Origin of the sequence: Streptomyces sp. NPDC102490 (assembly GCF_044765285.1) — a bacterium.
Taxonomy (GTDB): Bacteria; Actinomycetota; Actinomycetes; order Streptomycetales; family Streptomycetaceae; genus Streptomyces.
Genome location: NZ_JBIWJU010000007.1, coordinates 467406 through 485989 on the forward strand (window position 1 = coordinate 467406; position 18584 = coordinate 485989).

The 18584-nt window shown below is 69.9% G+C and carries 23 protein-coding genes, 1 tRNA gene and 1 riboswitch; of the genes, 8 read left to right on the plus strand and 16 right to left on the minus strand.

The features are described 5' to 3' along the window. Positions 1-75 precede the first annotated feature (75 nt). Entirely contained in the window at positions 76-2553 is a 2478-nt protein-coding gene (locus tag ACIRGB_RS18985) for a transglycosylase domain-containing protein (protein WP_403865919.1), read from the plus strand. On the opposite strand, the gene ACIRGB_RS18990 is transcribed toward ACIRGB_RS18985, so the two are convergent. The 3 genes from ACIRGB_RS18990 to ACIRGB_RS19000 form a co-directional block, all read right to left on the minus strand. After that, a complete protein-coding gene (locus ACIRGB_RS18990) occupies positions 2547-2867 on the minus strand; it encodes a multidrug efflux SMR transporter (protein WP_019325643.1) in 321 nt (106 codons plus the stop codon). The genes ACIRGB_RS18985 and ACIRGB_RS18990 overlap by 7 nt on opposite strands. 31 nt (positions 2868-2898) lie before the next feature. Continuing rightward, positions 2899-2971, minus strand: a riboswitch (guanidine-III (ykkC-III) riboswitch). An 84-nt stretch (positions 2972-3055) separates the two neighbouring features. Then, positions 3056-3412: a co-chaperone GroES gene (locus ACIRGB_RS18995; protein WP_003975911.1), complete on the minus strand. Its 357-nt coding sequence runs from the start codon at positions 3410-3412 to the stop codon at positions 3056-3058. A gap of 23 nt (positions 3413-3435) precedes the next feature. Beyond that, a complete protein-coding gene (locus tag ACIRGB_RS19000; protein WP_403865923.1) occupies positions 3436-3768 on the minus strand; it encodes a DUF3618 domain-containing protein in 333 nt (110 codons plus the stop codon). A gap of 94 nt (positions 3769-3862) precedes the next feature. On the opposite strand from ACIRGB_RS19000, the gene bcp reads away from it, so the two are divergent. After that, positions 3863-4330, plus strand: a complete 468-nt coding sequence (gene bcp / locus ACIRGB_RS19005; protein ID WP_403865925.1) for a thioredoxin-dependent thiol peroxidase — start codon at positions 3863-3865, stop codon at positions 4328-4330. A gap of 42 nt (positions 4331-4372) precedes the next feature. Beyond that, positions 4373-4459, plus strand: a tRNA-Leu gene (locus tag ACIRGB_RS19010). 16 nt (positions 4460-4475) lie between these two features. On the opposite strand, the gene rdgB is transcribed toward ACIRGB_RS19010, so the two are convergent. From rdgB to ACIRGB_RS19030, 4 genes are all read right to left on the minus strand, one after another. Continuing rightward, positions 4476-5078, minus strand: a complete 603-nt coding sequence (gene rdgB, locus ACIRGB_RS19015) for an RdgB/HAM1 family non-canonical purine NTP pyrophosphatase (protein ID WP_403865928.1) — start codon at positions 5076-5078, stop codon at positions 4476-4478. A 53-nt stretch (positions 5079-5131) separates the two neighbouring features. Next, a complete protein-coding gene (locus tag ACIRGB_RS19020) occupies positions 5132-5536 on the minus strand; it encodes a hypothetical protein (RefSeq protein ID WP_403865931.1) in 405 nt (134 codons plus the stop codon). A gap of 194 nt (positions 5537-5730) precedes the next feature. Next, entirely contained in the window at positions 5731-6468 is a 738-nt protein-coding gene (gene rph / locus ACIRGB_RS19025) for a ribonuclease PH (protein WP_403865934.1), read from the minus strand. A 90-nt stretch (positions 6469-6558) separates the two neighbouring features. After that, positions 6559-6792, minus strand: a complete 234-nt coding sequence (locus ACIRGB_RS19030) for a glucose PTS transporter subunit EIIB (RefSeq protein ID WP_003975905.1) — start codon at positions 6790-6792, stop codon at positions 6559-6561. Between the two features lie 158 nt (positions 6793-6950). On the opposite strand from ACIRGB_RS19030, the gene ACIRGB_RS19035 reads away from it, so the two are divergent. Continuing rightward, positions 6951-8246, plus strand: coding sequence for a PTS transporter subunit EIIC (locus ACIRGB_RS19035; RefSeq protein WP_356361527.1), 1296 nt, complete (start codon positions 6951-6953; stop codon positions 8244-8246). 227 nt (positions 8247-8473) lie between these two features. After that, entirely contained in the window at positions 8474-9724 is a 1251-nt protein-coding gene (locus tag ACIRGB_RS19040) for a PTS transporter subunit EIIC (RefSeq protein ID WP_403865937.1), read from the plus strand. Positions 9725-9806: 82 nt separating this feature from the next. Here ACIRGB_RS19040 and ACIRGB_RS19045 read toward each other — a convergent pair whose 3' ends face one another. Further along, a complete protein-coding gene (locus tag ACIRGB_RS19045) occupies positions 9807-10559 on the minus strand; it encodes an MBL fold metallo-hydrolase (protein ID WP_403865940.1) in 753 nt (250 codons plus the stop codon). A 204-nt stretch (positions 10560-10763) separates the two neighbouring features. Between ACIRGB_RS19045 and ACIRGB_RS19050 the strand changes: the two genes are divergently transcribed. Next, positions 10764-11228: a type II toxin-antitoxin system PemK/MazF family toxin gene (locus ACIRGB_RS19050; protein ID WP_403865943.1), complete on the plus strand. Its 465-nt coding sequence runs from the start codon at positions 10764-10766 to the stop codon at positions 11226-11228. A gap of 7 nt (positions 11229-11235) precedes the next feature. Here ACIRGB_RS19050 and ACIRGB_RS19055 read toward each other — a convergent pair whose 3' ends face one another. The 7 genes from ACIRGB_RS19055 to clpS all read right to left on the minus strand — a co-directional run bounded on the left by ACIRGB_RS19055 (position 11236) and on the right by clpS (position 16009). Then, positions 11236-12186, minus strand: coding sequence for a PLP-dependent cysteine synthase family protein (locus tag ACIRGB_RS19055; RefSeq protein ID WP_403865946.1), 951 nt, complete (start codon positions 12184-12186; stop codon positions 11236-11238). A gap of 5 nt (positions 12187-12191) precedes the next feature. Continuing rightward, complete coding sequence (locus tag ACIRGB_RS19060; protein WP_403865949.1) at positions 12192-12470, minus strand: MoaD/ThiS family protein; 279 nt, start codon at positions 12468-12470, stop codon at positions 12192-12194. 99 nt (positions 12471-12569) lie between these two features. Continuing rightward, positions 12570-12665, minus strand: a complete 96-nt coding sequence (locus ACIRGB_RS19065) for a putative leader peptide (protein WP_328657635.1) — start codon at positions 12663-12665, stop codon at positions 12570-12572. Between the two features lie 79 nt (positions 12666-12744). Beyond that, positions 12745-13167 carry a Mov34/MPN/PAD-1 family protein gene (locus ACIRGB_RS19070; protein ID WP_403865953.1) on the minus strand — a complete coding sequence of 141 codons (423 nt, stop codon included), beginning with the start codon at positions 13165-13167 and terminating at the stop codon, positions 12745-12747. A gap of 95 nt (positions 13168-13262) precedes the next feature. Beyond that, positions 13263-14690 carry an amino acid permease gene (locus ACIRGB_RS19075; protein WP_403865956.1) on the minus strand — a complete coding sequence of 476 codons (1428 nt, stop codon included), beginning with the start codon at positions 14688-14690 and terminating at the stop codon, positions 13263-13265. 351 nt (positions 14691-15041) lie between these two features. Beyond that, complete coding sequence (locus ACIRGB_RS19080) at positions 15042-15650, minus strand: DUF2017 domain-containing protein (protein ID WP_403865959.1); 609 nt, start codon at positions 15648-15650, stop codon at positions 15042-15044. A 41-nt stretch (positions 15651-15691) separates the two neighbouring features. Continuing rightward, positions 15692-16009, minus strand: a complete 318-nt coding sequence (clpS, locus tag ACIRGB_RS19085; RefSeq protein ID WP_403865962.1) for an ATP-dependent Clp protease adapter ClpS — start codon at positions 16007-16009, stop codon at positions 15692-15694. Positions 16010-16118: 109 nt separating this feature from the next. Between clpS and ACIRGB_RS19090 the strand changes: the two genes are divergently transcribed. Together ACIRGB_RS19090 and ACIRGB_RS19095 are read left to right on the plus strand one after the other, a co-directional pair. Beyond that, positions 16119-17465 carry a nicotinate phosphoribosyltransferase gene (locus tag ACIRGB_RS19090; RefSeq protein ID WP_403865965.1) on the plus strand — a complete coding sequence of 449 codons (1347 nt, stop codon included), beginning with the start codon at positions 16119-16121 and terminating at the stop codon, positions 17463-17465. A 49-nt stretch (positions 17466-17514) separates the two neighbouring features. Continuing rightward, positions 17515-18102, plus strand: coding sequence for a nicotinamidase (locus ACIRGB_RS19095; RefSeq protein WP_159328824.1), 588 nt, complete (start codon positions 17515-17517; stop codon positions 18100-18102). 19 nt (positions 18103-18121) lie between these two features. On the opposite strand, the gene ACIRGB_RS19100 is transcribed toward ACIRGB_RS19095, so the two are convergent. After that, a complete protein-coding gene (locus ACIRGB_RS19100; RefSeq protein ID WP_403865968.1) occupies positions 18122-18466 on the minus strand; it encodes a hypothetical protein in 345 nt (114 codons plus the stop codon). Positions 18467-18584: the final 118 nt, after the last annotated feature.

An 18584-nucleotide genomic window follows, 5' to 3' on the forward strand; every position in this document is an offset into this window, starting at 1 on the left:
TTCTCCTGAAGAACTCAGACGTTCCGAAAACCGTACGAAGCGAAGCAGCAGCCGAAACAGGAGTCCGTGCACGAGATGAGCGACGAGCCGCAGCCGCAGCCGCCGAACCAGGACCGGGCCCCGAGAGAGCCACAGGCGGCCGGCGAGGGGCACCCGGCGGAGCCCGGAACACCGGGAACGCCGGACGCGTCCGGGAAGGCGAAGAAGCCCAAGCGGCCCAAGCGCACCGGATGGCGCCGTCTGATCCCGACCTGGCGCATCGCGCTGAGCACCGTCGTCATCGGCCTCCTGCTGATCGTCGGCGGCTTCTTCCTCGGCTACCACCTCGTCCAGATCCCCGCCGCCAACGCGCTCGCCACCAAGCAGTCCAACGTCTACCTGTACGCCGACGGCAGCGTCCTCGCCCGCGACGGGGAGGTCAACCGCGAGAGCGTCGGCCTCGCCCGCATCTCCAAGGACGCCCAGCACGCCGTCCTGGCCGCCGAGGACCGCGACTTCTACACCGAGTCCGCCATCGACCCCGGGGCGATGGTCCGGGCCGGCTGGAACACCGCCACCGGCAAGGGCAAGCAGTCCGGCTCCACGATCACCCAGCAGTACGTCAAGAACTACTACCTGGGCCAGGAGCAGACCGTCACCCGCAAGGTGAAGGAGTTCTTCATCTCGATCAAGCTCGACCGGGAGAAGAGCAAGAGCGAGATCCTCGAGGGCTACCTCAACACCAGCTTCTTCGGCCGCGGCGCCTACGGCATCCAGGCCGCCGCCCAGGCGTACTTCGGCGTCGACGCCAAGGACCTCACCGCCGCCCAGGGCGCCTACCTCGCCTCGCTGCTCAACGCCCCCAGCCAGTACGACGTCGTCGCCCACCCCGAGAACCGGCCCGCCGCCGAGGGCCGCTGGAACTACGTCATGAACGGCATGGTCGACAAGGGCTGGCTCAGCCCCGCCGACCGCGCCGCCGCGAAGTTCCCCAAGCCCAAGCAGTCCACCATCTCCACCGGCATGTCCGGGCAGCGCGGCTACGTCGTCAACATCGTCAGGAACTACCTGGTCGAGAACGGCGTCGTCGACGAGGAGGAACTCGGCCGCGGCGGCTACCGCATCACCACCACCCTCCAGAAGGACAAGCAGAACGCCTTCGTCAAGGCCGTCGACGACAAGCTGATGTCCCAGCTGAACCAGAAGGAACGCAAGGTCGACACCTACGTCCGCGCCGGCGGCGCCTCCGTCGACCCGAAGACCGGCAAGGTCGTCGCGATGTACAACGGCATCGACTACGTCAAGCAGTACACACCCAACGCCGTCCGCCGCGACTTCCAGGTCGGCTCGACCTTCAAGCCCTTCGTGTTCACCTCCGCCGTCGAGAACCACTCCGAGACGCAGAGCGGCGAGACGATCAACCCGAACACGCGCTACGACGGCACCAGCGAACGCCCCGTCCAGGGCTGGAGCGGCGGCCGCTACGCCCCCGAGAACGAGGACCACCGCGACTACGGGCACGTCACCGTCCGCGAGGCCACCGACAAGTCCGTCAACGCCGTGTACGCCCAGATGGCCGTCGACGTCGGCTCCGACAAGGTCAAGCAGACCGCCATCGACCTCGGCCTCTCCAAGAACACCCCCGAGCTGACCCCCTCCCCCTCCATCGCCCTCGGCGTCGCCACCGCCAGCCCCCTGGACATGGCCGAGGCCTACGCCACCCTCGCCAACCACGGCAGGCACGGCACGTACACGCTGGTCGAGAAGGTCATGAAGGACGGCAAGCAGGAGGTCGAGCTGCCCGAGCGGCGCGAGCACCAGGCCGTCAGCCGCGAGGCCGCCGACACCACCACGTCCGTCCTGCGCAGCGTCGTCCAGAACGGCACCGCCACCGCCGCCCAGGCCGCCGGCCGCCCCGCCGCGGGCAAGACCGGCACCGCCGAGGAGGACACGGCCGCCTGGTTCGCCGGCTACACCCCGGACCTCGCCACCGTCGTCGCCGTCATGGGCCAGGACCCCAAGACCGCCGCCCACAAGCCCCTCTACGGCGCCATGGGCCTCGCCCGCATCAACGGCGGCGGCGCCCCCGCCGAGATCTGGGGCCAGTACACCCGCAACGCCCTGAAGGGCGAACCGGTCAGCGACTTCGACCTCCAGCTCCAGGACGGCGCCGACGTCACCGCGCCCCCGTCCGGCGACACCTCGGACGAACCGGGCGACGGCGACGAGAGCGGCAGCGGCGAACCCGACGAGAACTCCACCGGCGACCAGAACGGCTCCGGCACCGAGACCCCGGGCGACTCCGGCAGCAGCACCGCGCCCGGCGACTCCGGCGGCACCGAGTCCGACCCCCCGTCCACCGGCGGCGGCACCCCCACCACGGGCGGCGCCAGCACCGAGCCGGGCCCCACGGGCGGCGGCGACGGAGGCGGCGACGGAGGCGGCGACGACTCCTCGAACGGCGGCGGTACGGGGCCGGGGCCGGGCGGCGGGGACAGCAGCGGCGCGGGCGGCGGGGACACCGACGGCGCGGGCACCACCGCCGGCATCCCCGTCACACCCCGGCGTCAGTGACCCGAGGTCGCCTTCAGACCCACCACGGCGACCAGCAGCAGACAGATGAAGAAGATCCGGGCGGCGGTCGCGGGCTCCCCCAGCACCACCATGCCGAGCACCGCCGCCCCGGCCGCGCCGATGCCCACCCACACGCCGTAGGCGGTACCGATGGGCAGCGTCCGGGCCGCGTAGGACAGCAGCATCATGCTCGCGACGATCCCGGCGCCGGTGAACACACTCGGCCACAGCCGCGTGAAACCGTCGGTGTACTTCATCCCGATCGACCAGCCGACCTCGAGCAGACCGGCGACGACGAGCAGAACCCACGCCATGACAGGCACCTCCGTGAACGAACTGAACGGTGGTGCGTCGTCTTTTCCTTCAACCCGGTACGGCGCGTCTCGTCGGGGTCCTCCCCAAGGTAGCAAAGGAAGGGGAAAGGGGCTGGTGACACCGGTCACCAGCCCCTTGCCTGCCGTCCTGCTCCTGCTCCTGCTCCTGCTCCTGCTCCTGCTCCTGCTTACAGATACAGGCCGGTGGAGTCCTCCGACCCCTCGAACCGGTCCGCGGCCACGGCGTGCAGATCACGCTCGCGCATGAGCACGTAGCCCACACCCCGCACCTCGACCTCGGCACGGTCCTCCGGGTCGTACAGCACCCGGTCGCCGGGCTCCACGGTCCGTACGTTCTGCCCGACCGCGACCACCTCGGCCCAGGCCAGCCGCTTGCCGACGGCCGCCGTGGCGGGGATCAGGATGCCGCCCCCGGAACGCCGCTCGCCCTCGCCGGTGTCCTGCCGCACGAGCACGCGGTCGTGCAGCATCCGGATGGGCAGCTTGTCGTCCTGGGGACCGTGCTCGTTTCTCTTGGCGCTCACGCCCTGAACCTACCTGCCCGCGCTCAGCGCCTGCGCCGCCGGGTGCCGCCCAGGGCGAGCAGCCCCACGACCCCGGCCACCACCAGCGCGACGGGCACGACCCGCTCCAGCCGGGGGGCGCCCTCCTCGTCCACGAACTGCGACTTCACATCGCTGACCACCCGATTGACCTGGACGTACGCCCGGCCGAGGGTGTGGTCGACGCTGGAAGCGACCTTGGCCTTGGCATCGTCGACGAGCGTCTTCGGATGCACCCGCATCCCGAGCTCGTCGAGCGTCTCGGCCAGCACCTCGCGGCGGCGCTTGATGTCCGCCTCGATCTGCGCCGGGGTTCTGATGTCCGACGTGTCCGCCACCGTACGCCTCCGAAGTCTGCTCTGACGCTGTCCCGGACAGTCTGTCAGCTACTCGCTCCTCCGCACTGTCAGGACCCCCCGTTACGCTGGATCGATGAGCGAGCGACTCCAGCCCGGGGACACGGCCCCCGCCTTCACCCTCCCGGACGCCGACGGCAACGAGGTGTCCCTGTCCGACCACCAGGGCCGCAAGGTCATCGTCTACTTCTACCCTGCCGCGCTTACCCCCGGCTGCACGAAGCAGGCCTGCGACTTCACGGACAACCTGGAGCTGCTGACCGGCGCCGGGTACGACGTGCTCGGCATCTCCCCCGACCAGCCGGAGAAGCTGGCCAAGTTCCGCGAGGCCGAGTCCCTGAAGGTCACCCTCCTCGCCGACCCGGACAAGAAGGTCCTCGACGCGTACGGCGCCTTCGGCGAGAAGAAGAACTACGGCCGCACCTACCAGGGCGTCATCCGCTCCACGATCGTCGTCGACGAACAGGGCAAGGTCGAACGCGCCCTGTACAACGTCCGCGCCACGGGCCACGTAGCCAAGATCATCAGGGACTTGGGGATCTGACGGCGCTGCCCGACCAGTAGCATGGCCGGGCAGCAGCGCCGGGCGGCCGTGGTGGAATTGGCAGTCACGCTGGGTTTAGGTCCCAGTGGGGTAACTCCCGTGAGGGTTCGAGTCCCTCCGGCCGCACCAGTACGTTTCCGGCTGCTCAGCCGAGCAGCTCCCGCACCGCCGGTACCAGGGCGCGGAACGCCTTGCCGCGGTGGCTGATCGCGTTCTTTTCCTCCGCCGTCAGTTCCGCGCAGGTGCGGGTCTCGCCGTCGGGCTGGAGGATCGGGTCGTAGCCGAAGCCGTTCGTGCCGGCGGACTCGTGGCGCAGCGTGCCGCGGAGTTGGCCCTCGACCACCCTCTCCGTGCCGTCGGGCAGGGCCAGGGCCGCCGCGCAGGCGAAGTACGCGCCGCGGTGTTCGTCGGCGATGTCGCCGATCTGGGCGAGGAGGAGGTCGAGGTTGGCCTTGTCGTCGCCGTGGCGGCCGGCCCAGCGGGCGGAGAAGATGCCCGGAGCGCCGTTCAGGACGTCGACGCAGAGGCCGGAGTCGTCGGCGACGGCGGGCAAGCCGGTGGCCTGGGCCAGGGCGTGGGCCTTGAGCAGGGCGTTCTCGGCGAAGGTGACGCCGGTTTCCTTGACGTCGGGGATGTGCGGGTAGGCGTCCGCGCCGACGAGGTCGTGGGGCAGGCCCGCGTCGGCGAGGATGGCCCTCAGTTCGGTGATCTTTCCGGCGTTGCGGGTGGCGAGGATCAGGCGGGTCATGGGGGCCAGTATCCCGGACCCCCGGCCGCTTTCCGCTCCCCGCCTCCCCGCCCCTACGGCGTGCAGACCTTCGTCAGTTCGCCCGCCGCGTCGGTGACGGGGCTGAGGTCGGGGGTCTCGTCGCCGTTCCGCACCGAGGTGCGGACGTTGCCGACGGCCTTGTCGAGGTCGTCGACGGCCTTGTCGACGTCGGTGTTGTCGGTCTGGTCGCCGATCTTGTCCAGGTTCTTCTCGATGGAGTCGAGGGACTCCTCCCACTGGGTGGGGTCGTCCGCGTTCTCCACCGCCTGCTGGAGTTCGGTGACGCTGTCGGCTATCGCGTCGGCCGTGCGCACGCAGTCGAGTGCCTTGTCGACGGCGTCGCAACCGGTGGTGAGGCCGGCCGTCAGGGCGATGGTCGCCGCGGTGGCGACGGCGGTGGCGGTGCGGCGAAGGCTGCGCTGGCGGCTCGCGGCCATGGGTCTCGGTCCTCCCCTTGGGACAGGGCCGGACGGCCCGTCTGCGGTGCGGCGTCGGGCGTACGGCAGGGACTGTTGCCGTACGCCCGTGGTGCTGTACTGCTAGGGACGCGCCGTCGGGCGGCCGAGTTGCGTGTGCGGCCGCCTTTCCTCGAGGCGTTTTTGGTTCTCCCTTTACCTCGCGCGGCGGGTCCTCAGCGTTCGAGGACCGTCTCGAGTGCCTTGCGCTGGAGCTCGGCCAGTTCCGTGCAGCCCGCGGCGGCGAGGTCGAGCAGGGCGTTGAGTTCGTCGCGGGCGAAGGGCTCGGCCTCGGCGGTGCCCTGGACCTCGACGAAGCGGCCGTCGCCGGTGCAGACGACGTTCATGTCGGTGTCGGCGCGGACGTCTTCCTCGTAGCGCAGGTCGAGGAGCGGGGTGCCGTCGACGATGCCGACGGAGACGGCGGAGACGGTGCCGATGAGCGGCTTGCGGTTGGCCTTGATCAGTTTCCTGCCCTGGGCCCAGCCGATGGCGTCGGCGAGGGCGACGTAGGCGCCGGTGATGGCGGCGGTGCGGGTGCCGCCGTCGGCCTGGAGGACGTCGCAGTCCAGGACGACGGTGTTCTCGCCGAGTGCCTTGTAGTCGATGACGGCGCGCAGGGACCGGCCGATGAGGCGGCTGATCTCGTGGGTGCGGCCGCCGATGCGGCCCTTGACGGACTCGCGGTCGCCGCGGGTGTTGGTGGCGCGCGGCAGCATGGCGTACTCGGCGGTGACCCAGCCTTCGCCGCTGCCCTTGCGCCAGCGCGGGACGCCTTCGGTGACCGAGGCGTTGCAGAGGACCTTGGTGTCGCCGAAGGAGACGAGGACGGAGCCTTCGGCGTGCTTGCTCCAGCCGCGTTCGATGGTGACGGGGCGGAGTTGTCGGGGGGTGCGGCCGTCGATGCGTGACATGCGGGTGAGCCTAGCGGCCCATGGGGAAGGGGCCTGTCCCGGAGTGGGAAAGGCCCCTTGCCGGTGAGCCGGTGGGCGTGAGCCGGTGGCTCACATCATGTCTTCGATCTCCGCGGCGATCGGGTCGGCGTCGGTGCCGATGACGACCTGGATGGCGGTGCCCATCTTGACGACGCCGTGGGCGCCGGCGGCCTTGAGGGCGGCTTCGTTGACCAGCGCGGGGTCGTTGACCTCGGTGCGGAGTCGGGTGATGCAGCCTTCGATCTCGTCGATGTTGTCGATGCCGCCGAGGCCGGCGACGATCTTCTCAGCCTTGCTGGCCATGTTCGTTCTCCCTGATCCGAGCCGCTTTGTCGCAGTAACCCACAGTTGGCCCATCTTCGCGAGCGGTCATGCGGTGCGTACCGAATGATGGCGTCACGACGGCGGTGCCGTCTGTCAACTGGTCTACACCAGTGTACCGGCGACCGGATGGAGACCGGATGAGTGCCGAGAGTGCGGTCAGTCCCGCCCGCGCCCGTTGGAACACGGCGTTCCAGGGGTTGCAGAAGATGGGTCGCAGTCTTCAGTTGCCCATCGCGGTCCTGCCCGCCGCGGGCATTCTCAACCGGCTGGGGCAGCCGGACGTGTTCGGGGACGACGGTCTGGGCTGGACGAACGTCTCGAAGGTGATGACGGGCGCGGGCGGTGCGCTGCTCGACGGGTCGCTGGGGCTGCCGCTGCTGTTCTGTGTGGGCGTGGCCATCGGGATGGCGAAGAAGGCCGACGGGTCGACGGCGCTGGCCGCGGTGGCGGGGTTCCTCGTCTACTACAACGTGCTGCGGCAGTTTCCGGAGGACTGTCCGGAGGGGTCGAAGGTGGTCCCGCAGATCGGTTGCCAGGTGACCGACGGTTCGGGCGAGGTGACCGCGTTCGTCTTCCAGAATCCGGGGGTGTTCGGCGGCATCGTGATGGGGTTGCTGACGGCGTACTTCTGGCGGCGTTTCCACCGGACGAAGCTGGTGGACTGGCTGGGCTTCTTCAACGGGCGCCGGCTGGTGCCGATCATCATGGCGTTCGTGGCGATCGTGTTCGCGGCGCTGTGTCTGTGGGTGTGGCCGCCGATCGGTGACGCGCTGGAGAGTTTCAGCGACTGGATGACCGGGATCGGCGCGTGGGGCGCGGGTGTGTTCGGTCTGGCGAACCGGGCGTTGCTGGTGATCGGTCTGCACCAGTTCCTGAACGTGCCGATGTGGTTCCAGTTCGGTTCGTACACGAAGCCGGACGGCACGGTGGTGCACGGCGACATCAACATGTTCCTGGCGGGCGACCCGGACGCGGGTCAGTTCACGACGGGCTTCTTCCCGATCATGATGTTCGCGCTGCCGGCGGCGGCGCTGGCGATCACGCACTGCGCGAAGCCGCACCGGCGCAAGGAGGTCGGTGGCCTGATGCTGTCGGTGGGGCTGACCTCGTTCGTGACGGGGATCACGGAGCCGCTGGAGTACTCGTTCCTGTTCATCGCTCCCCTGTTGTACGCGGCGCACGCGGTGCTGACGGGTGTGTCGATGGCGGTGACGTGGGCGCTGGGGGTGAAGGACGGGTTCAGCTTCTCGGCGGGGCTGATCGACTACGTCATCAACTGGAACCTGGCGACCAAGCCGTGGCTGATCATTCCGATCGGGCTGGGGTTCGCGGTGGTGTACTACGTGGTTTTCCGGTTCGCGATCACGAAGTTCGATCTGAAGACGCCGGGAAGGGAGCCCGAGGAAGAGGTGGAGGACGTCACCAAGGTGTAGACCTGTTCACGTCCTCACGTACCCTTTGAGGGTGGTCTCGCGAAGGCCCCCGGACCCTCGGTCCGGGGGCCTTCGCCGCGCCCTCGCACGCGTGTGAGCAGGGGACTTGACCGTGCACCGCGCGTAGCGGCCCGGTCGCGGAATCACGGGTTCCTTACGCCGCCTTCATCGTGCTACAACAGGTCTACACCACTGAGTGGTGTAGACCACCACCCGATGGAGGAAGCATGAGCACCGCCACCGACACGGCGGCCCCCGCAAAGAAGCGGGGATCCGGTCTTTTCCAGGGGCTGCAGAAGGTAGGACGCAGCCTCCAGCTCCCGATCGCGGTTCTTCCGGCGGCGGGCATCATGGTCCGGCTCGGCCAGGACGACATCTTCGGCAAGGACGGTCTCGGCTGGGACAAGGTCGCCGCCGTCTTCAACAACGCGGGCGGTGCCCTCACCGGCTCGCTGCCGATCCTGTTCTGCATAGGCGTGGCCATCGGTTTCGCCAAGAAGGCCGATGGCTCGACCGCGCTGGCAGCGGTGGTCGGCTTCCTCGTCTACAGCAAGGTGCTCGAAGCCTTCCCCGTCACCGATGCGGTGGTCAAGAACGGCCAGGACGTCGCCGCGACCTACAACGACCCGGGTGTGCTCGGCGGCATCATCATGGGTCTGCTCGCCGCCGTGCTGTGGCAGCGGTTCCACCGCACCCGGCTGGTGGACTGGCTGGGCTTCTTCAACGGGCGCCGACTGGTGCCGATCATCATGGCGTTCGTCGGCATCGTCGTGGGTGTCTTCTTCGGTCTGGTCTGGGAGCCCATCGGCGACGGCATCTCGAACTTCGGCGAGTGGATGACCGGCCTCGGCTCCGGCGGCGCGGCCCTCTTCGGCGGCGTGAACCGCGCGCTGATCCCGGTCGGCATGCACCAGTTCGTGAACACGGTGGCCTGGTTCCAGCTCGGCGACTTCACGGACGCGGCCGGTCAGGTCTGGCAGGGCGACATCCCGCGCTTCCTGCACGGCGACCCGTCCGCGGGCATGTACCAGTCCGGCTTCTTCCCGATCATGATGTTCGGTCTGCCGGCCGCCGCCCTGGCCATGGCGCACACCGCCCGCCCCGAGCGCCGCAAGGCCGTCCTCGGCATGATGGTCTCCCTCGCGCTGACCTCGTTCGTCACCGGTGTGACCGAGCCCATCGAGTTCTCGTTCATGTTCATCGCGCCGCTCCTGTACGTCATCCACGCGGTGCTCACCGCGGCCTCGATGGCGATCACCTGGGGGCTGGGCGTCCATGACGGCTTCAACTTCTCGGCCGGCTTCATCGACTACGCCCTGAACTGGAGCCTGGCCACCAAGCCATGGATGATCATTCCGATCGGTCTGGCCTTCGCGGTCGTCTACTACGTGGTCTTCCGCTTCGCGATCGTCAAGTTCGACCTGAAGACCCCGGGCCGCGAGCCCGAGGAGGAGATCGAGGACCTCACCAAGGCGTGAGCTTCGGCCGTACGGCGTGACGAAGGCCCCGGAACCGCGAAGGTTCCGGGGCCTTTTCGCCGTCGTACCGGGTGTCGCGGGCTCAGATCTCGTACACCGCGCCCGCGGCGGCGACCTCCACGGTCCCGTCGTACACCTCGCGCGCGTCGGCCAGGTTGACCGCGGGGTCGGTCCACGGGGGGATGTGGGTGAGCACCAGGCGCCGGGCGCCGGCCCGGGCCGCGCTCTCGCCCGCCTCGCGTCCGTTGAGGTGCAGGTCGGGGATGTTCTCCTTGCCGTGCGTGAAGGCGGCCTCGCACAGGAACAGGTCGGTGTCGCGGGCGAGTTCGTCCAGCACGGGGGTGGTGCCCGTGTCGCCGGAGTACGTCAGTGAACGGCCGCCGTGCTCGACGCGGATGGCGTAGGCCTCCACGGGGTGGGCGACGCGCTCGGTGTGCAGGGTGAACGGGCCGGCTTCGAAGGTGGAGGGCTTGACCGTGTGGAAGTCGAACACCTCGCTCATGGAGGAGGCCGAGGGGGTGTCGGCGTAGGCGGTGGTCAGCCGGTGCTCGGTGCCCTCGGGTCCGTAGACCGGGAGCGGGGCGCAGCGGCCGCCGTCGTGCCGGTAGTAGCGCGCCACGAAGTAGGCGCACATGTCGATGCAGTGGTCGGCGTGCAGATGGCTGAGGAAGATCGCGTCGAGGTCGTAGAGACCGCAGTGGCGCTGCAACTCGCCGAGGGCACCGTTGCCCATGTCGAGGAGCAGCCGGAAGCCGTCGGCCTCGACGAGGTAGCTCGAGCAGGCCGATTCCGCGGACGGGAACGACCCCGAGCAGCCGACGACGGTGAGCTTCATGAAGCAGAAACCTCCGCTGGCGCGTGTGGAGAGACGGGGGTCGTGCGGTCCGTCGAGCGTAAGGCGCAAAACCTGCGGTCGCTCCTCCGCCAGGGGCCGTTGTGGGCGAACTCACCTGCGGGATCACCGGTTCGGCTGGAAGCGGGGCGCGCGGGGCCCTGGAAGGGGCGCGCGGTCGTGGCGCGCGCCGGTACCGTCGTCGGTATGGACACGTCCTGGTGGCTCGTCTTCGCGGCGGTGGTGCTGCTCGCCCTCGTCGCCACGGTCGTCGACGGCTGGGGCCGGGGACGGCGACCGCCCCGGCCGGGCGGCGTCCGACGGCCGCCGGGGCGTCCCGGAAGGCCGGGAGGACGGGCGGTCCGGCCGCGCCCCGCGGAGATCTGGTGGGCGAACGTGCCGTACGAGGACTCCGGCGGCGCGAAGGACCGGCCGTGCCTGGTGATCTCGGTGCGCGGACGGCGGGCGCTGGTCGCGAAGATCACCACACGTCACCGGGACGGCCGGGCCGGGGTGATCACGCTGCCGCCGGGTTCGGTCGGCGACGCGCGGGGGCGGACGAGCTACCTGGAGACCGACGAGCTGCGCGAGGTGCCGGTGGGTGACTTCCGGCGCCGGGTGCGGGTGGTGGACCCGGCCCTGTGGGACCGGGTCCGTCACCTCGCGCGGTAGGGCTCGCTCAGGCCCAGAGCTGGCCCTGGAGGGTTGCGATGGCCTCTTCGGTGGTGGCCGCGGTGTAGACGCCGGTGGAGAGGTACTTCCAGCCGCCGTCGGCGACGACGAACACGATGTCCGCGCTCTCCCCCGCCTTGACCGCCTTGGTGCCGACGCCGATCGCGGCGTGCAGGGCGGCGCCGGTGGAGACGCCCGCGAAGATGCCCTCCTGCTGGAGCAGCTCACGGGTGCGGGTGACCGCGTCGGCGGAGCCCACCGAGAAGCGGGTGGTGAGGACGGAGGCGTCGTACAGCTCGGGGACGAAGCCCTCGTCGAGGTTGCGCAGGCCGTACACCAGGTCGTCGTAGCGCGGTTCGGCGGCGACGATCTTCACGTCCGGCTTGTGCTCGCGCAGGTAGCGGCCGACGCCCATCAGGGTGCCGGTGGTGCCGAGGCCCGCGACGAAGTGGGTGACCGAGGGCAGGTCGGCGAGGATCTCGGGGCCGGTGCCGGCGTAGTGGGCGCCGGCGTTGTCCGGGTTGCCGTACTGGTAGAGCATCACCCAGTCCGGGTGCTCGGCGGAGAGTTCCTTGGCGACCCGGACGGCGGTGTTGGAGCCGCCCGCGGCCGGGGAGGAGATGATCTCCGCGCCCCACATGGCGAGCAGGTCCCGGCGCTCCTGGGAGGTGTTCTCGGGCATCACGCAGACGATGCGGTAGCCCTTGAGCTTGGCGGCCATGGCCAGCGAGATGCCGGTGTTGCCGCTGGTCGGCTCCAGGATCGTGCAGCCCTGGGTGAGGCGGCCGTCCTTCTCCGCCTGCTCGATCATGTGGAGCGCGGGGCGGTCCTTGATCGAGCCGGTCGGGTTGCGGTCCTCCAGCTTGGCCCAGATGCGGACGTCGGCGGACGGCGACAGCCGCGGCAGGCGCACCAGAGGGGTGTTGCCCACCGCGGCCAGCGGGGAGTCGTACCGCATCCCGATCAGGCCATACCGCCGGCCACGGCCGGCAGGATCGTGATGCTGTCGCCGTCGCCGAGCTTGGTGTTGATGCCGTCGAGGAAGCGGACGTCCTCGTCGTTCAGGTAGACGTTGACGAAGCGGCGGAGCTGCTCACCCTCGACGATGCGGGCCTGGATGCCCGTGTGCCGGGTCTCGAGGTCGGCGAGGAGCTGGGCGAGGGTGTCCCCGGTGCCCTCCACCGCCTTCTGGCCGTCGGTGTACTGGCGGAGGATGGTCGGGATGCGGACCTCGATGGCCATGGCTGAGTGCTCCTGTCGGAAGTTTGTCGTGGGTTCGTAGGGCGCGCGGCGGCACACGTCAGCACGCCGCGGCGCACGGCCGTACGGCGGCAACGAAGATCAACAGATGGCGCTTTTCAGCCTGCACAGGTCGACGTGCAGCCGCGCCACGAGCAGCGTGCCCGGCGCCTTGTCGCTCACGTCGAGAAGAACCATGGGCTCATCGTATCGATTCCCGGTCCGGCATCCGGAGTGTGATCTCACCTCTCGGACCATTTTCGTCCACTGAATGAGATCAGTACGCCTCGACGACCTTGACCTCCTCTTCCGTGACCTCCCCCGCCACGATGCGGAACGAGCGGAACTGGAACTCACCGGCACCATCGGTGTCCGCGGTGGAGACGAGGACGTAGTGGGCGCCGGGCTCGTTGGCGTAGGAGAGGTCGGTGCGGGAGGGGTAGGCCTCCGTGGCGGTGTGCGAGTGGTAGATGACCACCGGCTCCTCGTCGCGGTCGTCCATCTCGCGGTAGAGCTTGAGGAGGTCCTGCGAGTCGAATTCGTAGAAGGTGGGCGAGCGGGCCGCGTTGAGCATCGGGATGAACCGCTCGGGGCGACCCTCGCCGGCGGGACCGGCCACCACGCCGCACGCCTCGTCGGGGTGGTCCTCGCGCGCGTGGGCGACGATCTGGTCGTACAGGGCCTGGGTGATGGTCAGCATGCGGCCAGGATAAGCAGACGGGCCCCTGCGTACCGGTGGGTGGTACGCAGGGGCCCGCATGCCGGACATCCACAGCAGTGGACGCCCCGGGTCCGTCAGCCGACCTTCTCGAACTCCGGCTCGCCGGGCCGTTCGGTGATCTGCGGGTTGCGGCTCTTGAGCACCGCCCAGCCGATGCCGAGGGCGACGGCCCAGCCGGCCATCACGTACAGGCAGACGCGGGCGTCGGCGTCGTAGGCGATCAGGCAGGTGACGAAGAGCAGGAAGGCGATGGCGATGTAGGAGCACACCGAGCCGCCCGGCGCCGGGAAGGAGGAGGCGGGCAGGCGGCCCGCGACGACCTCGCGGCGGTAGCGCACGTGGCTGATCAGGATCATCAGCCAGGTCCAGATGCCCGCGGCGGTGGCGACGGAGGTGACGTAGCCGAACGCCTTCTCGGGGACGAGGTAGTTCAGGACCACGCCGATGGCCATGAAGACCACCGAGACGGCGATGCCGAGGGCCGGGGTCTTCGTCGAGGACAGCTTGTTGAAGACCTTGGGGGCCTCTCCGTTGTCCGCGAGGGTGCGCAGCATGCGGCCCGTGGAGTACATGCCGGAGTTGCAGGACGACAGGGCGGCGGTGAGCACCACGAAGTTGACGATGCCCGCGCCGGCCGGGATGCCGATGACCGCGAAGGCCGCCACGAAGGGGCTGACGCCCTCGGCGAACTCGGTCCACTTGACCACCGCCAGGATGACGGTGAGGGCGCCGACGTAGAAGAGGGCGATGCGCCAGGGCAGGGTGTTGATCGCCTTGGGGAGGGTCTTCTCCGGGTTCTCCGACTCACCCGCGGTGACGCCGACCAGCTCGACGGCGAGGTAGGCGAACATGACGCCCTGGAGGGTCATCAGGGACGAGCCGATGCCCTTGGGGAAGAAGCCGTCGAACTCCCACAGGTTGGAGACGGCGGCGGTGTCACCGGCCTGGCTGAAGCCGAAGGTCAGCACGCCGATGCCGATCACGATCATGCCGATGATGGCCGTGACCTTGACCATCGAGAACCAGAACTCGATCTCGCCGAACAGCTTCACCGAGATCAGGTTGGCCGCGAACAGCAGCACCAGGAAGACCAGGGCCGAGACCCATTGCGGGATGTCCGGGAACCAGTAGTGGATGTAGATGGCGGCGGCGGTGAGTTCCGCCATGCCGGTGACCACCCACATCAGCCAGTACGTCCAGCCGGTGAAGTAACCGAAGAAGGGGCCGAGGAACTCGCGCGAGTACTCGGCGAAGGAGCCGGAGACGGGTCGGTAGAGGAGCAGCTCGCCGAGCGCCCGCATGATGAAGAAGATGATCACACCCGCGAGGGCGTACATGAGGATGATGCTGGGGCCGGCCTTGGCGATGTTGGCCCCGGCGCCCAGGAAGAGGCCGACGCCGATGGCGCCGCCGATCGCGATCATCTGGACCTGGCGGCTGTTGAGACCGCGCTCGTAGCCCTCTTCGGGGGCCTTGTCCGTGTCGACCTGCGCAGAGGTCATGTGTGGTGCGCCTTTCTCCATGCCGACCCGGGCCTTGACTCGGCCTCGGATCGGGTCTCGATCCCCCCGGATGATGGAGCTGAGCGGGCCTCACATCCCGCTCGGTGCCTGGCCGGCGGTCTGCCGGCTCGGTGGCGCACCCGGCCGAACATTCGGGTGGTGTTCGCCGGGCGGTCGTGAAGATTTACCACGACGGCGGCGCTGATCACAGGGGCGGACTGTGACGTGTCACACAGGGAGGAGCGGACAAAAGCCGCGCCTGCGGGGCAAAGGTGGCGCGGCTTTGACGGGATCGTTATCCGGATTTGAGGCTCCGCTGAGCGGACACGGAGAGTGGCTAATCCGCCCCTCTCAGGGCATAAGGGTCGCGACCAGCGACTCCTGGAGCCCGCCGAGCCACAGGTACGCCATCACCATCGGCTTGCGCGGGTCCTCGTCGGGCAGCCGGTAGAGCAGGTCGGTGTCGTCCTCGTCGGCGATCTCCAGGCGGGAGCCGATCGCCAGCCGCAGGTCGTTCAGGGCGCGCAGCCACTGCTGGGACTCCTCGGGCGACAGCTTCAGCACCGCGCCCTCCTCGCCCGCCGACGCCGAGGAGAGGGCGTCCAGGGTGCGGACCACCGCCAGCGCGTTGTCCCGCTTGCCGGCCCGCAGGTCGTTCTCGGTGTAGCGGCGGAACTCCGCGGAGTGCGCCCGCTGCTCCTCGGCCTCCTTGGCCTGCGGGGCGCCCTCGGGGTCGCCGTAGGCGTCCGGGAACAGGCGGCGCAGCACCGGGTCGGAGGGCGGCTCGCTCGGCCCCTCGGCGAACAGCTCGGCGAGCGGGTCCTCGGAGGCGTCCTCGGCTGGCCCGGGGCCGATCAGCTCCAGGAGCTGCACGGCCAGCGAGCGGATGATGGAGATCTCGACGTCGTCGAGCGCGACGGCCGCGCCGCCGCCGGGGAGCGGTTCGAATTGTCCGGGCATGAAGGCGATTCAGCTGCTTCCGTCCTGCGGGCGGGCGTGGGTCATTTCCGGTCCTGCTGGAGGGTGGCCCACAGACCGTAGCCGTGCATGGCCTGTACGTCCCGCTCCATCTCCTCCCGGCTGCCGCTGGAGACGACCGCCCGGCCCTTGTGATGGACGTCCATCATGAGCTTGGTGGCCTTGTCCTTGGAGTAGCCGAAGTACGTCTGGAAGACATACGTCACGTAGCTCATGAGGTTGACGGGGTCGTTGTGGACGATCGTCACCCAGGGCACGTCGGGCTCGGGTACGGCGAAGACCTCCTCCGCCGACTCGGTCTTCTCGATCTCCATGGGTGCGGCTGCCGTCACAAGCCCCATGCTGCCACCACAGGGGGGCACCCGCACAAACGGGCCTGTGGCGGGCGCCACGCGAACCGGACGGCCATCGAAATCGTCAGAGTGACGAAATGGGGGTACGATCCGTCGTATGAACACAGCGGACCTTGGGCTGCCGGTGGACGTCCCCTCGACGGCGCTCTTCACGGACCAGTACGAGCTGACCATGCTCCGAGCCGCGCTGAAGGCCGGTACGGCCGGGCGGCGGAGCGTGTTCGAGGTCTTCACCCGGCGACTGCCGGACGGCCGCCGCTACGGCGTCGTGGCGGGCACCGGGCGGGTGCTGGACGCGGTGGAGAACTTCCGCTTCGACGCGGGCGTCCTGCGCTTCCTGCGCGACAAGGACATCGTCGACGAGGAGACCCTGGACTGGCTGGCGCAGTACCGCTTCAGCGGGGACATCTGGGGCTACCCCGAGGGCGAGGTGTACTTCCCGGGCTCGCCGATCATGCGGGTCGAGGGCACCTTCGGCGAGTGCGTGCTGCTGGAGACGGTGATCCTGTCCATCCTCAACCACGACTCGGCGATCGCCGCCGCCGCCTCCCGCATGTCGTCGGCCGCCGGCGACCGGCCGCTGATCGAGATGGGCGCCCGCCGCACCCACGAGCTGGCCGCCGTGGCCGCCGCCCGCTCGGCCTACGTCGGCGGCTTCGCGACCACCTCCGACCTGGCCGCCGGTTTCCGCTACAACATCCCCACCGTCGGCACCTCCGCCCACGCCTTCACCCTGCTGCACGACCACGAGCGCGACGCCTTCCGCGCCCAGGTGGACGCCCTGGGCCGGGACACCACGCTCCTCGTGGACACCTACGACGTCGCCGAGGCCGTCCGTACCGCCGTGGAGGTCGCCGGGCCCGAACTGGGCGCGGTGCGCATCGACTCCGGCGACCTGCTGCTGGTCGCCCACCGGGTGCGCCAGCAGCTCGACGAGCTGGGCGCCACCGGGACGAAGATCGTGGTGACCTCGGACCTGGACGAGTACGCCATCGCCTCCCTGGCGGCGGCGCCGGTGGACGCCTACGGCGTCGGCACCCAGCTGGTGACCGGCTCCGGGCACCCGACGGCCTCGATGGTCTACAAGCTGGTCGCCCGCGCCGAGTCCGGCGCGGAGGGCGCGCCGCTGGTGCCGGTGGCCAAGAAGTCCAGCGGCGGCAAGACCTCCATCGGCGGCCGCAAGTGGGCCGCGCGGCGCCTGGACGCGGACGGGTACGCCGAGGCCGAGGTGGTCGGCACCGGGCCGGTGCCCGACGCGCTGGCCGACCGGCAGCTCCTGGTCGAGCTGGTCAAGGGCGGCGAGGTCGTCGCCCGCGAGCCGCTGGACGCCGCCCGGGACCGGCACGCCGCCGCCCGCGCCAACCTCCCGCTGTCCGCCACCCAGCTCTCCCGAGGGGAACCCGTCATTCCGACGGAGTACGCACACGGGGGCTCGGGTAGCTAAAGCTGGTGCCCCCCAACCGCACATCCGACCCAGTCGAAGGACACCGACCATGCGCCGCGCCTTGATCGTCGTAGACGTGCAGAACGACTTCTGCGAGGGGGGCAGCCTCGCCGTGTCCGGCGGTGCGGACGTGGCCGCCGCCATCACCGAGCTGATCGGGCAGGCGCCCGCCGGCTACCGCCACGTGGTGGCCACCCGCGACCACCACGTCGCCCCGGGCGGCCACTTCGCCGACAACCCGGACTACGTCCACTCCTGGCCGGCGCACTGCGTCGCCGGCACCGAGGGAGTGGGCTTCCACCCGAACTTCGCCCCCGCCGTCGCCTCCGGCGCGATAGACGCCGTCTTCGACAAGGGGGCGTACGCGGCCGCCTACAGCGGCTTCGAGGGCGCCGACGAGAACGGCACGGGCCTCGCCGAGTGGCTGCGGTCCCGCGAGATCGACGAGGTCGATGTCGTGGGCATCGCCACCGACCACTGCGTGCGGGCCACCGCCCTGGACGCCGCCCGCGAGGGCTTCCGTACGCAGGTGCTGCTCGACCTGACCGCCGGAGTGGCCGTGGAGACCACCGAGCGGGCGCTGGAGGAGCTGCGGGAGGCGGGCGTGGAGCTGTCCGGGAAGCCGGTCGTGCAGTAGCGCCCCGGGGCCCGGCCGCCTACGTCTGGGCGGTCGGGCGTCTGAGCAGGGTCCGGATCGGGTGCCACAGCTCCTGGACCAGGTCCGGGCCGCCCACCGCCCCCGCCACCGGTGCCGTGCGCCATATCAGGCCGTCCGGGTGGTGCAGGACCGCGGTGACCTCGTCCGGGGACGGCGGGGCCGCGTTGCCCCGCAGGTAGACGCTGCGCAGCCCCAGGTTGCGCAGCCTGGTCAGGGCGCGCGCCCGGTTCTGGGCGTGGACGAGAAAACGCACGCTGCCGGCGCTCGCCGGGGCGGGGCTCGGCAGGTTCAGTGCCACCACCACCGTGCCGTTCGGCAGCTTGCAGAAGCCTCCTGCGGCCATGCGGTCATACCCCCGTGTCAGCCTGGGTCGGTCCGGGCGCCGGGCCCGGTGTCAATAAGAGAACCACAGGACGCACCTAAACACGGATCGGCGGCGACCCGCCAGGGGGTCACCGCCG

Coding starts and splice junctions, on each gene's coding strand:
- ACIRGB_RS18985 (WP_403865919.1), top strand. CDS start 76: ATGAGCGACGAGCCGCAGCCGCAGCCGCCGAACCAGGACCGGGCCCCG.
- ACIRGB_RS18990 (WP_019325643.1), bottom strand. CDS start 2,867: ATGGCGTGGGTTCTGCTCGTCGTCGCCGGTCTGCTCGAGGTCGGCTGG.
- bcp (WP_403865925.1), top strand. CDS start 3,863: ATGAGCGAGCGACTCCAGCCCGGGGACACGGCCCCCGCCTTCACCCTC.
- rdgB (WP_403865928.1), bottom strand. CDS start 5,078: ATGACCCGCCTGATCCTCGCCACCCGCAACGCCGGAAAGATCACCGAA.
- ACIRGB_RS19020 (WP_403865931.1), bottom strand. CDS start 5,536: ATGGCCGCGAGCCGCCAGCGCAGCCTTCGCCGCACCGCCACCGCCGTC.
- rph (WP_403865934.1), bottom strand. CDS start 6,468: ATGTCACGCATCGACGGCCGCACCCCCCGACAACTCCGCCCCGTCACC.
- ACIRGB_RS19030 (WP_003975905.1), bottom strand. CDS start 6,792: ATGGCCAGCAAGGCTGAGAAGATCGTCGCCGGCCTCGGCGGCATCGAC.
- ACIRGB_RS19035 (WP_356361527.1), top strand. CDS start 6,951: ATGAGTGCCGAGAGTGCGGTCAGTCCCGCCCGCGCCCGTTGGAACACG.
- ACIRGB_RS19040 (WP_403865937.1), top strand. CDS start 8,474: ATGAGCACCGCCACCGACACGGCGGCCCCCGCAAAGAAGCGGGGATCC.
- ACIRGB_RS19045 (WP_403865940.1), bottom strand. CDS start 10,559: ATGAAGCTCACCGTCGTCGGCTGCTCGGGGTCGTTCCCGTCCGCGGAA.
- ACIRGB_RS19050 (WP_403865943.1), top strand. CDS start 10,764: ATGGACACGTCCTGGTGGCTCGTCTTCGCGGCGGTGGTGCTGCTCGCC.
- ACIRGB_RS19055 (WP_403865946.1), bottom strand. CDS start 12,186: ATGCGGTACGACTCCCCGCTGGCCGCGGTGGGCAACACCCCTCTGGTG.
- ACIRGB_RS19060 (WP_403865949.1), bottom strand. CDS start 12,470: ATGGCCATCGAGGTCCGCATCCCGACCATCCTCCGCCAGTACACCGAC.
- ACIRGB_RS19065 (WP_328657635.1), bottom strand. CDS start 12,665: ATGGTTCTTCTCGACGTGAGCGACAAGGCGCCGGGCACGCTGCTCGTG.
- ACIRGB_RS19070 (WP_403865953.1), bottom strand. CDS start 13,167: ATGCTGACCATCACCCAGGCCCTGTACGACCAGATCGTCGCCCACGCG.
- ACIRGB_RS19075 (WP_403865956.1), bottom strand. CDS start 14,690: ATGACCTCTGCGCAGGTCGACACGGACAAGGCCCCCGAAGAGGGCTAC.
- ACIRGB_RS19080 (WP_403865959.1), bottom strand. CDS start 15,650: ATGCCCGGACAATTCGAACCGCTCCCCGGCGGCGGCGCGGCCGTCGCG.
- clpS (WP_403865962.1), bottom strand. CDS start 16,009: ATGGGGCTTGTGACGGCAGCCGCACCCATGGAGATCGAGAAGACCGAG.
- ACIRGB_RS19090 (WP_403865965.1), top strand. CDS start 16,119: ATGAACACAGCGGACCTTGGGCTGCCGGTGGACGTCCCCTCGACGGCG.
- ACIRGB_RS19095 (WP_159328824.1), top strand. CDS start 17,515: ATGCGCCGCGCCTTGATCGTCGTAGACGTGCAGAACGACTTCTGCGAG.
- ACIRGB_RS19100 (WP_403865968.1), bottom strand. CDS start 18,466: ATGGCCGCAGGAGGCTTCTGCAAGCTGCCGAACGGCACGGTGGTGGTG.